This is a genomic window from Corynebacterium drakensteinense (genome assembly GCF_041224285.1).
Taxonomy (GTDB): Bacteria; Actinomycetota; Actinomycetes; order Mycobacteriales; family Mycobacteriaceae; genus Corynebacterium.
Window position 1 is genome coordinate 1 of record NZ_JAXOFP010000002.1, and the last position, 14,454, is coordinate 14,454.

Sequence of the window (14,454 nt, forward strand, 5' to 3'; positions counted from 1 at the left end):
TGCCATAAAGCTTTTAGCATCGCTACGGATTGCCCGGTGTATTTCTGTGAGCCTGGTTCGCCTTGGCAGCGAGGGACTAATGAAAACACCAATGGGCTACTACGGCAGTATTTCCCAAAAGGAACAGATTTGAGTCTCTACACTGCTGAAGACCTCGAATTCGTAGCGATGCAGTTAAACCGCCGACCACGCAAGACGCTAAGTTTTGACACCCCGGCCGAACGAATGGCAACCCTGCTAGAGTCAACCGAAACGTAGGACGTGTTTCCACGACCCCCAGAATTCGCCTTAGCTTCCGAAACACAAAAGTCCCTTTCCATGGAAAGGGACTTTTGTGCTCGATGAGAAGCGCTGGTTAAAGCTCAGCAGCTTACAAGTTATAAGCCTGCAGCAGGTTCAGAGCTACGATAGCTGCAATCCAGATCAAGGCCAACACAATGGTGTAGCGCGTCAGGTTCTTCTCCACCACGGTCGAACCCGAAAGGTTGGACTGCACTCCGCCACCGAAGAGGCTCGACAAACCGCCGCCTTTGCCCTTGTGGAGCAGGATAAAAATCGTCATCAAAACAGCTGTCACCAGCAAGATGATCTGCAGCGCTAGTTGCATTCAGGTGTTCCTTCACAAAGAGTGCGAATTAATTGCTTATACCGACCATTGAGTATACCCCAACAGCCAAGCAATGGGTGATCGACCAGCCACTAAATTTGCGCGACCGAAGCAGCAGCAAGTTTAGCGAATTCTTCGCCATCCAACGATGCCCCACCGACTAAGCCACCGTCGACATCGGGCTGTGCGACGATCTCCGCAATGGAATCGGTTCGCACTGAGCCTCCATAAAGAATGCGAACGGCATCGGCGGTTTCCTCATCGGCGAGCCGCGCGATCAGCTCACGCAGAGCCTTACACACTTCCTGTGCATCCTGCGGCGATGCGGCTTTGCCAGTACCAATGGCCCAGACCGGTTCATACGCCAACACAGTATCTTTCAACTGCTGTGCGTTTAAGCCCTCGAGTGACTGCCGGGCTTGGTCGACGATGTAGTCGAGATAACTTCCCGACTCGCGGATATCCAGCGATTCGCCCACGCACACAATCGGTTTGATGCCATGCTGGTGTGCGATCTGCGCCTTGTGTGAGACCAATTCAGAAGTCTCGTGGTGGTAATGACGACGCTCCGAGTGCCCGATGATAACCCAGGTACAGCCAAGTTTTGCGAGCATCGGTGCGGACACATCGCCGGTATACGCGCCCTTTTCTTGCGCTGCGACGTTTTGTGCACCATAGCTGATCCGCATTTTCTCGCCGTTCACCACCGTTTGAATCGACCGCAGATCGGTAAACGGTGCCAAAACAGCGATGTTTACCTTCTCGTAATATTCCTTTGGCAAGGCGAAAGTCAGCTTCTGGATGTTTTTGATGGCCTCGAGGTGGTCGAGGTTCATCTTCCAGTTACCGGCAATCAACGGAGTACGTGCCATGTGTTTCTCCTAGCATGGATGGAAATCAAGCAGCTGTTAAAACTGCATCATTTGTGAATCTACGTCGGTCGATATACACCAATGAAGGTCGGGGCAAAAACCGATTGTGAATCTTGCTTTAGCGTTCCAGTACTGCGACGCCAGGAAGCTGTTTGCCTTCCAGGAATTCCAGAGAAGCCCCACCTCCCGTAGAGATGTGGCTAAAGCCGGTTTCGTCCAGACCAAGTGCACGCACAGCGGCCGCGGAATCGCCACCTCCGACGACGGTGAATGCACCATTGCCGGTTGCAGCGATAATCGCCTTGGCGACGCCTTCGGTACCGTGCGCAAACGGTTCTTTTTCAAACACGCCCATCGGACCGTTCCAGAACACAGTGCGCGATGCCGAAATAACCTCGGCGAATTTCTCCACCGATTGTGGACCGATATCTGGAGAGAGCCAACCTTCTGGAATCTCAGCGAGCTCCACCACCTTTGTGTTGGCATCGGCAGAAAATTCATCAGCTGCGAGTAAGTCCACCGGCAAGCAGATCTTGTCGCCGAAGCGCTCCAACAACTGCTGGCAGGTATCGATCATGTCTTCTTGCAACAAGGAATTTTGCACGTTATATCCTTGCGCTGCCAGGAAGGTGTAGCACATGCCTCCACCGATAATGATGTGTGCAGCCTTATCAGCCAGTGCTTCAATCACGCCAAGTTTGTCCGAAACCTTGGATCCGCCCAGCACGACGGTGTAGTCCTGCGCTGGATCATCCGCCACAGCGGACAATTTCTCCAACTCGGCCTCTACCAAGTATCCGGCATAAGCCTCCAGCTCATTGGCGACGTCGTAGACAGAAGCTTGCGCGCGGTGCACGACGCCGAAGCCATCGGAAACAAAAACTCCACCATCAGCTGCTAATTCTGCCAACTCCTTGGCAAATTCTGCGCGTTCTGCCGCATCTTTCGAAGTTTCGCGCGCATCAAAGCGAACATTTTCGAGCAGCATTACGTCGCCATCATTCAAACCATTGGCACGCTCATGTGCATCCTCGCCGGTGACATCCTGAGCCAAAGCGACCCACTGCCCCAGCGATTCTGACAACGCTTCTGCTACCGGGGCCAGGGAATATTTCTGGTTGAATTCGCCTTTGGGGCGGCCTAGGTGTGCTGCGACGATGACTTTCGCACCAGCTTCAACCAGCGCCTGAATCGTGGGCAATGCGGCGTTGATGCGGCCCGGATCTGAGATGGTGCCGTCATCCGTCAACGGGACATTCAAATCAGCACGCAATAACACGTGCCGAGAATCCAGGTCCTGTTCCAACAGTTCCGCAAGCTTTCGAAATGCCACTGTATCTTCCTTTACGAGTTCAGAATAGAGTGCTTGTTTTAAGGTTTTCTGCGCCGATCTGCCGCATCCCGGCCTGTATTGTACGGCGCAACGTTATCGCCGAAAAGACACCAACGTTGACGCCAAGGTTGATGCCAACGCTGTGCTGCTGCTCAGCTCTAGAGCTGTGCGCCCACGTGCTTGCACAAGCGCAAAAGCTGGCTGCTGTAGCCCCACTCGTTGTCATACCAGGCAACCACCTTAACCAAGTTTTCGCCGATCACCTTCGTCAACGGTGCATCGAAAATGGCGCCGTGGCCATTGCCGACGATATCTGTGGAGACCAGAGGCTCAGTCGAATATTGCACGATGCCGGCCAGTTCGCCCGCAGCAGCATCGTTAATGGCAGCGTTGATTTCGTCAACGGTGACCGCACGTTCTGCTTGGAACGTTAACTCCATCGCGGAACCGGTCAGTGTCGGAACCCGCAGCGCGTAACCATCAAGTTTGCCGTTAAGCTCTGGGATGACGACGCCGACGGCTTTCGCCGCACCCGTCGAGGTGGGAACGATATTGTGTGCAGCCGCACGTGCACGGCGCAGATCTTTATGCGGGCCGTCGACAAGCTGCTGGTCACCGGTGTAGGCATGCACCGTCGTCATCAAACCCGAGATAATGCCAAACTTCTCGTGCAGCACCGAAGCGATTGGAGCTAGACAGTTGGTGGTACACGATGCCGCTGAAATCACGTGATGTTGTTCACTGTCGTAGCTATCTGAATTGATGCCGTAGACAAAAGTAGCGTCAACGTCTTTGCCTGGAGCAGAAAGAATTACCTTTTTCGCACCAGATTCCAGGTGTGGGTGGGCTTGTTCACTGGAGCGGAATTTTCCGGTTGCTTCGACCACAATATCGACGCTGTGGGTCTCCCAGTGCAATTGCGACGGATCTTTAATGCTGGTCAGGGCGATCTTAGTGCCGTCGACAAGCAAGTTGTTGTCGTCGTCGACGGACGCGTCTGCGTCGAGAATGCCGAACACAGTATCGTACTTCAGCAAATGAGCGAGTGTTTCTGGTGCTGCCACGTCGTTGATGGCAACTACCTCGAGATCGCCTGGCGACTCAAGAACGGCGCGCAAAAAGCTGCGCCCAATGCGGCCAAAGCCGTTAATTCCTACGCGAATCATAGCGCCATGCTACCGCGAATCGCTCTCCCCCGTGTGGGCAGCGTCCGCCGTGCGTGCGCCAGTGTCGTCCGCGTCATTGACATCATTGGCTGAATCGACATCATTGGCTAGATCGTCGTCGAAAAGATCCTCGTCGATACCCTCTGTGGTGTTGGGAATGCCTAATTCCTCAGCACGCTTGTCTGCCATGGATAGCAACCGCCGGATTCGCCCGGCTACGGCGTCCTTCGTCATCTGCGGGTCGCCGAGCTTACCAAGTTCTTCCAACGACGCCTGACGGTATTTCACGCGCAGGTTTCCGGCATCTGCCAAATGCTCTGGCACATCATCGCCCAGAATCTCCATCGCCCGGTGTACACGGGCCGCGGCGGTCACAGCCGCACGAGCAGAGCGACGCAAGTTCGCGTCGTCGAAATTAGCCAGCCGGTTCTGCGAGGCGCGGGCCTCGCGGCGCAAGCGTTTGTCATCCCATTCCAAGCGCGTTACTTGTGCACCCATGCGGCTCAGCAGCGCACCAATGGCTTCTCCATCCCGGATGACGACGCGATCGGTTCCGCGCGATTCTTTCGTTTTCGCGGCAATTCCTAATCGACGAGCACAGCCCACCAACGCGAGTGCAGCTTCCTGGCAGGGGCACGCCACCTCGAGTGACGACGAGCGCCCCGGTTCCGTCAGAACACCTTGGGCCAAAAAGGCGCCACGCCAAGCCGCTTCGTTATCTGCAATAGTGCCCGAAATCACCTGTGGGGGCAGCCCGACGACGGCATGCCCGGATTTCGTCACCAACCCGAGACGACGAGCAATCTTTTTCGCATCGCGCGTGATGTTGAGCTGATAACGCGGATTCTTCTGCGCACCAGCCGGACCAATGGACGTCGGATTCACCGCGATATTAAACAGTTCTTCGAGATCATTGGCTAAACGCTGCGCAACAGCGCGTGAGCTCAGCTCCACCTCGATTGCCAGAACATCACCGACGACGTCCATGGTTCCTGCTAGTCGCAGGATTGCCGCAACTTCTGCACTCCGGGCGGATTGCTTAGTAGGTGCTACCCGGGTGAGTTCTTCTTTGACTTGCTCTGTGAGCCCCACAGCATCACCCTGCCTTTCGTCGTTGTGTCATCGTTGTGCCGTGTCTCATCGTTGTGCCGTCATTGACTGGCTGCTAGCGCTTCTCATCGTGGTGCCGCGCATACGTCGTGTAGACCTCGCGCAGGACTTCTGCCAGCTTCGCTTCATCGTGCCGCGAGCTTTCTTTGCCAGAATCATCGATTTCGCGCACATCAGCAAAAACCATCTCTGCGTGCACAATGCGCGCGGCTTTTCGCAAATACTCGCGTTCTGCATCCGAGGTTACCGACGCGGAGTCACAAATGACGACATCGACTTCTAACCCTGGGGCATGCTGGGCAAGCACGTGAATGTGGCGCTCATAGGAGAATCCCTGGGTTTCACCGGGTTCACCGTTCAAATTCAGCACCAGTACGCGTACACCGGAACAATCATTGATGGCGCGCACAACCTCCGGCAATACGAGGTGCGGAATCACGCTGGAAAACCATGACCCCGGCCCGATCGTGAGTAATTCTGCCGCCGTAATAGCCTCCAAGGCCGCCGGGTTGATCTGCGGGGTCGCCGGGATGACGCTCACGCGCCGCACCTGGCCCGGAGTCGAGGCAACTGCAACTTGGCCGCGCACCGAGCGCATCACGCGGGGATCGTCGTCAAGCCCGGACACATCAGCCTGAATATCCAACGGCTCAGTGCACACCGGCAGCACCCTGCCCTGCGCCCCAGTCAATCGTGTGACCGCATCCAAGGCGGCTTGTTCATGTCCAAGAATTTCTTTCAGACCAGTAATCAGCAAATTGCCTAAAGCATGTCCCGCCAACGCACCCCTGCCGCCAAAACGATGCTGCAGGGTTTGCTCCCAAAATTGACCTTGCTCATCATCGCGCACAGACAAAGCCACCAGTGCCATGCGCAAATCGCCCGGCGGGATCATGTCGAATTCTTTGCGCAACCTGCCGGAGCTACCGCCATCGTCGGCAACCGTAACGATCGCCGAAATCTCTGTCGGGCCCAGCCGCCGGGCAGCTTTCAGCGTCTGAAACAACCCGTGCCCGCCGCCCAACGACGCAACGCACGCAGGCATAGTCGGCTCAGTGCTGCTGGGCTCTTGTGCACTCGGATGGTGCGTGCTTTCTGGGTCTGCTGAGCCGTTCCCAGTAGACGGTGTCGTGCTTGCAGCCATATCGCAGTAATTATTCCTATTCGGGGCTAGATATAAACGGGGTCTAATCAGTTCTACGTCGAGGTTAACCGGGGCTAGAACTCGTGCTGTTCGAAGTTCATGGGTTCGGGATTCCCGCAAACTCGGGGTGTGTCCAAAGCTTGCGGTGTCCGGGCTTGTGGTGCCCCGGGTTCGTTGTAGCCCTGGTTAGCCCTGGTTTTCGTAACCGGTAAAGGTTGGGAGATTACGGGCGCTCGAAATCGCGGTGCATCACGTTGATTTCTAGCTCCTCGCGCTCTCGTAGTCTGCGCGCAATCTCTTCTGAGATCGCCACTGATCTGTGGTGGCCACCGGTGCAGCCAATAGCCACTGTGATGAAGTTTTTCCCCTCGTGGCGGTAACCGGCGAGCATAGAATCCAGCATGTTCTCGAAGTTGGCGATGAAACTTTCGGCAGCCGGACTCGCCAAAACATAATCGGAGACGGGGCCATCGGTGCCGCGATATTCCCGTAATTCCGGAATCCAATACGGATTCGGCAAAAAGCGCACGTCAAGCATCAAATCGGCATCGCGCGGGGCTCCGTGTTTGAAACCGAAGGACTCGATGGTCACGTGCTGTTTGTCCAGCCCAGTAGAGCCGAAACTTGCTTCCATCGCGCGACGTAAATCATGCACAGAAAGGTTCGAGCTATCGATAATGACGTCAGCACGCTCTTTCAGCGCAGAAATCGCGGCACGCTCCCGCTCAATGCCGACGTGCAGGGTATCGCCCTCTTGCAACGGATGGGTCCGGCGTACCGAATCAAAACGGCGAATCAACACGTCATCGCGAGCGTCCATGAACAGCATTGTGACCGGCATGCCCCGACGCTCGAGCTCATCCATCGCTGAGAGAATCGAGCCGCCGAACATACGCGAGCGCACGTCAGCCACGACGGCGACCTTATCGACCGGCGAATTTTCATCAGCACACAAGTCCAACAACTGCACCATGAGTTCTGGTGGGAGGTTGTGCGCAACATAAAAACCTTTATCTTCCAGCACACGAGCAGCCGTCGACAGCCCGGCCCCGGACATTCCGGTTAACAAAATTGGGGACGTGGCGAATGCGGTCATGATTTCATCCTAGTCGGTTGTCTCACCCACGGTGTAGTGCGGAATAAATATTCTCTGCCAGCGCTGGCCCGAAGCCCTTGACTGCAGTGATTTCCTCAATGCTGGCCTGTTTGAGCTTTTTCACTGAGCCGAAATGTTTCACCAGATCGGCCCGTCGCGCCGGGCCGAGCCCAGGAACGGCATCGAGGGCGGAAGTGCGCATGCGTTTGGAGCGTTGCTGCCGGTGATAGCTGATGGCGAACCGGTGTGCCTCGTCGCGAATATGCTGCAGCAGATACAAAGCCTCGCTGCCGCGCGGCAAAATGATCGGCTCGTCGTCGCCAGGCACCCAAATTTCCTCCAGGCGCTTGGCCAAACCAATCAGTGCTACATCGACCACGCCTAGCTCGTCAAACACCTTCTGCGCAGCGTTGACCTGTGGCAAGCCACCGTCAACCACGAACAACTGCGGCGGATACGCAAATTTCTTGCCGTCGGCGGATTCTTCGGTCACGTCTTCATCGGCAAACGTGGTCGCTTCGAGTTCTTCATCAGGAACATGCAACTTGTCTTCCTGGTGCCGCTTGAAACGCCGGCGGGTAACTTCCGCGATGGAAGCCACGTCGTCCGAATGGCCGTCGCCGGCTGCTTCTTTGATGCGATAGCGACGGTAGCTAGCCTTGCGCGGCAAACCGTCTTCGAAGACCACGAGCGAGGCAACCACGTCAGTGCCTTGGATATGCGAGATGTCGATACACTCGATTCGCAGCGGCGCAGTATCCAAAAACAATGCCGATTGCAGGTCCTGCAACGCAGCAGAGCGCGCAGTAAGATCGCCAACCCGTTTGAGTTTGTGCTGCTTCAGCGCATCCGTGGCATTACGGTGGACGGTTTCCATCAGTGCCTTTTTGTCACCGCGCTGCGGCACGCGCAGTTCCACGGGGCCGCCGCGTAAATCCGCCAATACCGTGGCCACTTGCTCGCGATCCTGCGGTTCGGTGTGCACCATGATTTGCCGTGGAATCACTGTGCGCGTCGGATTGCTTGCAGATTCTTCCGCATCCGCGCGGGCCTCCTGATCCACCCCTCGGCGATCGATGAGCTTGGCGTCTTCTGCGGCCTCCAGCTGCTCGCGCTCTGCGGCATCCGAATAGAACTGCACCAAAAAGTTTTCGATCAACTCGGGTAGCCCGGTGAGCTTTTCGACGACCCAACCGCGCTGGCCGCGAATGCGTCCATCGCGAACGTGGAAAATCTGCACTGCAGCTTCCAGTTCATCGTCAGCAAAAGCGATGAGATCGGCTGCGGTGCCGTCGCCAAGCACCACGGTTTGTTGTTCCATCAACTTGTCGATAGCCCCGAGATCATCGCGCAAGCGCGCGGCCCGCTCGAATTCGAGCTCTTCGGAGGCGTGCTCCATCTCAGCGGTCAAACGCTTGACGACGTCGTTGGTGCGCCCCCGCATAAACGAGACCAACCCGTTGACAGTTTCGCGGTGCTCGTCAACGCTAACTCTGCCAATGCACGGGGCATCGCATTTCCCGATATACCCCAGCAGACATGGCCTGCCGAGACGCTCATGACGACGATAAACTCCGGCGGAACAACTGCGCATCGGAAACACGCGCAACAACAATTCCATGGTTTCGCGCACTGCCCAAGCATGCGAATACGGCCCGAAGTAGCGCACACCGCGCTTGCGGGGGCCACGGTAGAAAAACACGCGCGGAACTTGTTCTCCTACCGATACCGCGAGCATTGGATAGGTTTTATCATCGCGGTACATGACGTTAAACCGCGGATCAAAACGCTTAATCCAGGTGTATTCCAGCTGCAGCGCTTCCACTTCGCTCGCCACGACGGTCCATTCCACAGAATTGGCCGTTTGCACCATCTGGCGTGTGCGCGGGTGGAGCTGAGTGATGTCCTGGAAATAATTCGATAACCGGGCGCGCAGATTTTTCGCCTTGCCGACATAGACGACACGACGGTTTTCATCGCGAAACTTGTAAACTCCCGGTTCTGTCGGAATTGTTCCGGGGGCTGGGCGGTAAGTTGCTGGATCACTCATGTGCGCGCAGAATCTAGTTTCCTGGGATTATTCTTCTGGCATGTACTGGGCTTCAAGGGCGCGGAATTTCCGCACAGCCTCGATACCGTCTTTGCCATCCGAGGCTTGAATCGCCCACAGCGGCATGTACTCGAACTCGGGAAGCTCGAGACGCGCCATTCGCGCCCCCTCGGGGAAGGTTAAGCCATAAATCAATTCCCAATAATAAAATCGGGTGCCGATGATATTGCGCACTTCGACGCCATCGCTATTGACACGAACCCGTGGTCGAGACAAAGCCAGCCAGACTAACACGGAAATCACTAGGCCGACACCAGGGAACGCGAGGTAATCAATCCCGGTGATCGCCGCGCCGGTAAATTCCAGGCTGAGCTGCCAGGCCATGAAAATGTGCACGGCCATAATGATGGGTATGAGCACCAACGCATAAACACGCAAGCGCCGCGAGCGGATGGTCAACTCCCACGGCTTATCGCTAGTGACAGAGAATGGATCCAACGCGGTATAGGCCGCCAGCTTCTTTTCGTCTAATTGCTTGCGCTCCTGCGCGTGGTGTGGCTGGGAACTCATACGCTAGCTCCTTCCGCTGCTCGCAGTTGGCGCAATGTTGCCAAGGTATCTAACGCCGCAGCCATTGCTTCGCCCCCTTTGTCTTCAATGGAATCAGGGAAACCAGCGCGCTCGAGGGCTTGCTGCTGCGAGTTCACCGTCAGCACACCGTTGGCGACGGGCGTGGATTCATCCAGGCTCACGCGAGTCAAACCTTGTGTCACCGAATCGCACACGTACTCAAAGTGCGGAGTACCACCCCGGATGACACAGCCTAAGGCCACCACGGCGTCATATTGCCGGGCTGCTTGCTGCACCACGACGGGTAATTCAATCGCACCCATCACCCGCGCTTCGACGACGTCTGCCCCAGCCTGCTGGGCAACCTCCACCGCGCGAGCACGCATCTGTTCGCAGACTTCTTCGTTCCAACGGGTCGTCACCACACACACCCGAACGCCTTGGGCATTAGCCAGATTGTTCGCCGGTGCTCCACCGTGTGCCATGTCAGCTCCTTGCTGCTCGTAGTTCGCTATTCGCCCCGAATCTCTTATCGCGCATGGTTCGCATCCCATTCTGCCACCGCTGGCAGGTCATGCCCCATACGATCGCGCTTCGTCCGCAGATAGGAAATATTATCTTCATTTACTTGTGTCATCAGCGGGGTGCGCTTCGACACTTCCACGCCAAAGCCTTCCAACCCTTCTGCCTTGAAGGGGTTGTTGGTCAGCAGGTTTGCGGTGGCAATTCCAAGGTCAGCCAAAATTTGTCCCGCCACGGAAAATTCCCGTGCGTCGGCAGGCAAGCCTTGCTCCAGGTTCGCGTCAACGGTATCCGAGCCGTTTTCCTGCAGACGATAAGCCTTCAGCTTGGCTAATAAACCAATGCCCCGGCCTTCGTGCCCGCGAACATAAATCACCACGCCCTGGCCCGCATCTTGGATGTAGTCAATCGCCTGGTCCAGCTGCTGCCCGCAATCGCACCGGCGAGAGTGGAAGACGTCACCGGTCAAACATTCCGAGTGAACCCGGACCGGCACATCCGTGGCATGTTGCAAGTCGGCGACCGATCCTGCGATCAACGCGATATGTTCAGTTCCGTCGACTTGGTGGCGATAACCAAGCGCGGTCAACGGGCCGGCATCCGTCGGCAAGCTGGTTTCTACTTCCCGCACAACCTGCGATTCATTACGACGGCGCCACTGGATCATTTGCTCAATAGAGATCAACGCCAGATCATGTTCGTCTGCAAATTCGCGCAGTTCTGGCAAACGCGCCATATCGGTGGGATCTTTTTCCGAGACGATTTCACAGATAGCCCCAGCCGGGCGCAATCCAGCCAAACGGGCTAGATCCACGGAAGCTTCGGTGTGACCGTTGCGTTCCAAAACCCCGTTTGGACGCGCACTCAACGGCACGACGTGCCCCGGGCGAGTGAATTGCTCGCGATCGGTCTCTGCGGCAGCCAAGGCGCGCAGTGTTTTTGCACGGGTAGCAGCAGAAATTCCGGTGGTGCCGTCGTTAAAATCCACGGTCACGGTATACGCCGTGCCGCGCACGTCTTCGTTAATGGCAGTCATCGGCGGCAAACCCAAACGATTGAGATCATTGGGCAGCATCGGCGCGCAAATATAGCCAGAGGTATAGCGCACCATGAAAGCAACGAGCTCGGGGGTAGCTTTTTCCGCGGCAAAGATGAGGTCACCTTCGTTCTCGCGGTCCTCATCGTCCACAACTACGACGGCTTTCCCTGCGCGAATATCAGCTATCGCGCGTTCGACGCTATCAAGTTTGATCTCTCTGCCATCCTGGGTGACCTCGGTGCTCATGTGCCTCCACATTAGTGCGTCGTTGACGGAAAGCTATAACCGGTCGCAACTCCCGCGGCCATCAGCTTTTCGACGTATTTGCCGATAATATCGACCTCTAGATTAACCCGTTCGCCCACCGCTAGTTCTCCTAAGGTGGTTTCTGCCAACGTGGTGGGAATCAGCGAAACCTCGAACCAGCTCTCCGCGGATTCCGACTCGCGATGTCCACTGCCCGCACCAGCCGCAGCGGAGGCTGCGGACACTACGGAAACTGCGGAGACAGTGAGCGATACGCCGCTGACCGCAATCGAGCCTTTTTCCACAACATATTTCGCGAGATTATTCGGCAGCTGGAACCGCAGCACGTCCCAGTGTTCAGAGGAGCTGCGCGAAAGTAATTCGGCGGTGCCGTCGACGTGCCCCTGCATTATGTGTCCGCCCAAACGAGCATCTGCCCGTAACGCCCGCTCCAGATTTACTCGACTACCAGGCGCGAGTTCGCCGAGCGCAGAACGGTGCAAGGATTCTTGCATGACATCCGCCCCGAACACACCTGCCTTTGCGTCGAGATCCGCAACAGTCAAGCACACGCCATTGACTGCGATGGAGTCTCCCAGCTGCGCATCCGAGGTGACGATGCCGCCTGCAATGCGCATGCGCACTGCGTCACCGACATCGGCAACTTCCACGACCTCACCCGTCGTTTCTACTAGACCACTAAACATGACATCCCTTTGCTCATTAAATCGTGTGAACTGCGAACGTGTGCACACAAACGTGAGCACTACGGTAATTACTTGTGCACTACAGTAATTTTAGTTTCTCGGCGAACCTGTTCGCTCGCCACTAAGTTACTCTCGCGGTCTGGCCTCATATCCAGCATCTACAGCTCGGCCTTTCCTTAGCTGGGCAGCATCGTCAACAGCAGATCATCGTCGAGTTTTTCGACCGAAGTCAGCTCAAAACGCGATCCGTCGGCCAAGCCCGGCCCGAGCGCTGCTGCAAGCACGCTGCGCCCGCGCCCGAGCAACAGTGGCGCGATATAGGCCTGAACAGCATCGACGTAACCGGAAGCGAAAAAGGAGCTCAGCAGACGCGGTCCGCCCTCCACGAGTACATCGCGGCACCCGTCTTCCCACAACGCTGTCAGCGCGCTGGGTATGTCAGCAAATTGATGGAACCCGAGCCGCTGTAAATTGCTGCATCCCGACAGATCGGCGCTGCCAATAACGACGCGCCGTGGTTGGCTGTCGTAGTAGGCGGTCTCGCCGTTGCCGTCGATATAGCGAGCTGTCAGCGATGGATTATCCGCTAGTGCAGTTCCAGTACCAATGACGATGGCATCGCGGGTACTGCGATCCTGGTGGACGCGTTGACGAGCCGGCACGCCGGTAATCCATTGGCTTGTACCATCGCTAGCGGCACTAAAACCATCCAGCGATTGGGCGAATTTCGCGGTCACGTGAACACGCCCCATCGCGGTGGCTCGCAACCACGGGCCGAGCTCGTCGTCAGGTGCTGCAAGGTCTGCGAGATGTGAAACCGCAATTCCTGCTTCGCGGAGACGCTGCGCGCCGCCCGAGGCGATGGCGTTCGGATCAGCATGCAGATACAACACTGAAGCCACCCCGGCGTCGATCAACGCTTGCGAACAAGGGCCAGTTCGCCCCTGGTGATTGCACGGTTCGAGCGTCACGACGACATGCGCACCACGTGCAGCAGTTCCCACGTAATCTAAAGCGACGATTTCTGCATGTCGGCCACCCGGAGGTTCTGTCGCCCCAACCCCAAGGATCTCACCTGTTTCGGTGACGATGGCAGCGCCCACCGGCGGATTCGGGCTGGTCGTTCCGCGCACGAGGCTGGCTGCCCGGTGCGCTGCAGCCAGGGCTGATTCGATCACCCGGGCATCGAGGATACCCGTTGCATTCTCTCCTGCCATTTAGTGATGGGTGGCCTGGGTCGCTAGTTCCCGTAGCTGCGTAACAGCAGCGCGGGGATCAGCTTTTTTGAACACTGCAGAACCGGCAACGAAGGCATCACACCCGGCTTCTGCAGATTTTTCAATGGTGTGTTCAGAAATGCCACCATCGATCTCGATCACGCAGTCTAAATTCTTCTCATCAATCGTCTGCCGCAGCGCCCGCACTTTATCCAGCTGATCAGGCATGAATGATTGACCACCGAATCCGGGCTCAACGCTCATCACCAACGCGAGATCGAAATGTTCTAGATCCGCGAGATACGGTTCGATCGGGGTTCCCGGCTTCACCGAGAAACCTGCCTTGATTCCTTTCTGCCGAATCTTTTTCGCCAATCCAATGTGATCATCGGTGGCCTCGACGTGGAAAATCAGGCAATCAGCTCCGGCATCGACATAAGCATCAACCCAATCTTCTGGGTTTTCGATCATCAGGTGCACATCGAGGTGTTGCCCCGTGATCTTGTCGACGGTAGCGGTGATATCCGGACCAAAAGACAAGTTCGGCACGAAGTGACCGTCCATAATGTCGACGTGAATCCAATCTGCATTATCCACAGCGCGGACCTGGTCTCCGAGACGGGCAAAATCCGCCGCCAAGATCGACGGCGCAATCAAGGCGCGTTGCTTGACTGCATCTGTCGTCGCGGATGCCGCAGGTGACGATGCGGTGGTGTTAACTGACGATGCGGTGGTGTTAACTGACGATGCGGTGGTGTTAACTGACGATGCGGTG

General features: G+C 56.6%; 15 protein-coding genes. 1 reads left to right on the plus strand and 14 read right to left on the minus strand.

Translation table 11 applies throughout. From position 1 onward, the window contains the following. Window positions 1-258, plus strand: a 258-nt coding sequence (locus U1140_RS01385; protein WP_369845661.1) for an IS30 family transposase, incomplete at its 5' end; no start/stop codon positions are given. A gap of 112 nt (window positions 259-370) precedes the next feature. On the opposite strand, the gene secG is transcribed toward U1140_RS01385, so the two are convergent. From secG to rpe, 14 genes are all read right to left on the minus strand, one after another. Beyond that, entirely contained in the window at window positions 371-607 is a 237-nt protein-coding gene (secG, locus tag U1140_RS01390) for a preprotein translocase subunit SecG (RefSeq protein ID WP_018119595.1), read from the minus strand. Window positions 608-699: 92 nt separating this feature from the next. Continuing rightward, window positions 700-1,479: a triose-phosphate isomerase gene (gene tpiA / locus U1140_RS01395; protein WP_369845662.1), complete on the minus strand. Its 780-nt coding sequence runs from the start codon at window positions 1,477-1,479 to the stop codon at window positions 700-702. Between the two features lie 118 nt (window positions 1,480-1,597). After that, a complete protein-coding gene (locus tag U1140_RS01400) occupies window positions 1,598-2,812 on the minus strand; it encodes a phosphoglycerate kinase (protein WP_369845663.1) in 1,215 nt (404 codons plus the stop codon). Between the two features lie 158 nt (window positions 2,813-2,970). After that, window positions 2,971-3,978 carry a type I glyceraldehyde-3-phosphate dehydrogenase gene (gap, locus tag U1140_RS01405; protein WP_369845664.1) on the minus strand — a complete coding sequence of 336 codons (1,008 nt, stop codon included), beginning with the start codon at window positions 3,976-3,978 and terminating at the stop codon, window positions 2,971-2,973. A gap of 9 nt (window positions 3,979-3,987) precedes the next feature. After that, window positions 3,988-5,070 (minus strand): DNA-binding protein WhiA, encoded by a 1,083-nt coding sequence (whiA, locus tag U1140_RS01410; RefSeq protein WP_369845665.1) that lies wholly within the window; start codon window positions 5,068-5,070, stop codon window positions 3,988-3,990. Between the two features lie 73 nt (window positions 5,071-5,143). Then, a complete protein-coding gene (locus U1140_RS01415; RefSeq protein WP_369845666.1) occupies window positions 5,144-6,232 on the minus strand; it encodes a gluconeogenesis factor YvcK family protein in 1,089 nt (362 codons plus the stop codon). 223 nt (window positions 6,233-6,455) lie between these two features. Then, window positions 6,456-7,328, minus strand: a complete 873-nt coding sequence (gene rapZ, locus U1140_RS01420) for an RNase adapter RapZ (protein WP_369845667.1) — start codon at window positions 7,326-7,328, stop codon at window positions 6,456-6,458. Between the two features lie 22 nt (window positions 7,329-7,350). Next, window positions 7,351-9,378 (minus strand): excinuclease ABC subunit UvrC, encoded by a 2,028-nt coding sequence (gene uvrC / locus U1140_RS01425; protein ID WP_369845668.1) that lies wholly within the window; start codon window positions 9,376-9,378, stop codon window positions 7,351-7,353. Window positions 9,379-9,405: 27 nt separating this feature from the next. Next, a complete protein-coding gene (locus tag U1140_RS01430) occupies window positions 9,406-9,948 on the minus strand; it encodes a PH domain-containing protein (protein WP_369845669.1) in 543 nt (180 codons plus the stop codon). Continuing rightward, window positions 9,945-10,433 carry a 6,7-dimethyl-8-ribityllumazine synthase gene (gene ribH / locus U1140_RS01435; protein WP_369845670.1) on the minus strand — a complete coding sequence of 163 codons (489 nt, stop codon included), beginning with the start codon at window positions 10,431-10,433 and terminating at the stop codon, window positions 9,945-9,947. Before ribH ends, U1140_RS01430 begins: the two co-directional genes overlap by 4 nt. 44 nt (window positions 10,434-10,477) lie before the next feature. Then, window positions 10,478-11,755, minus strand: a complete 1,278-nt coding sequence (locus U1140_RS01440; protein ID WP_369845671.1) for a bifunctional 3,4-dihydroxy-2-butanone-4-phosphate synthase/GTP cyclohydrolase II — start codon at window positions 11,753-11,755, stop codon at window positions 10,478-10,480. Between the two features lie 11 nt (window positions 11,756-11,766). Next, window positions 11,767-12,462, minus strand: coding sequence for a riboflavin synthase (locus U1140_RS01445; protein WP_369845672.1), 696 nt, complete (start codon window positions 12,460-12,462; stop codon window positions 11,767-11,769). 176 nt (window positions 12,463-12,638) lie between these two features. Then, window positions 12,639-13,679 (minus strand): bifunctional diaminohydroxyphosphoribosylaminopyrimidine deaminase/5-amino-6-(5-phosphoribosylamino)uracil reductase RibD, encoded by a 1,041-nt coding sequence (gene ribD, locus U1140_RS01450; RefSeq protein WP_369845673.1) that lies wholly within the window; start codon window positions 13,677-13,679, stop codon window positions 12,639-12,641. Continuing rightward, the gene (rpe, locus tag U1140_RS01455; protein WP_369845893.1) at window positions 13,680-14,336 is read right to left on the minus strand and encodes a ribulose-phosphate 3-epimerase; all 657 of its coding nucleotides are present in this window, start codon (window positions 14,334-14,336) and stop codon (window positions 13,680-13,682) included. Window positions 14,337-14,454: the final 118 nt, after the last annotated feature.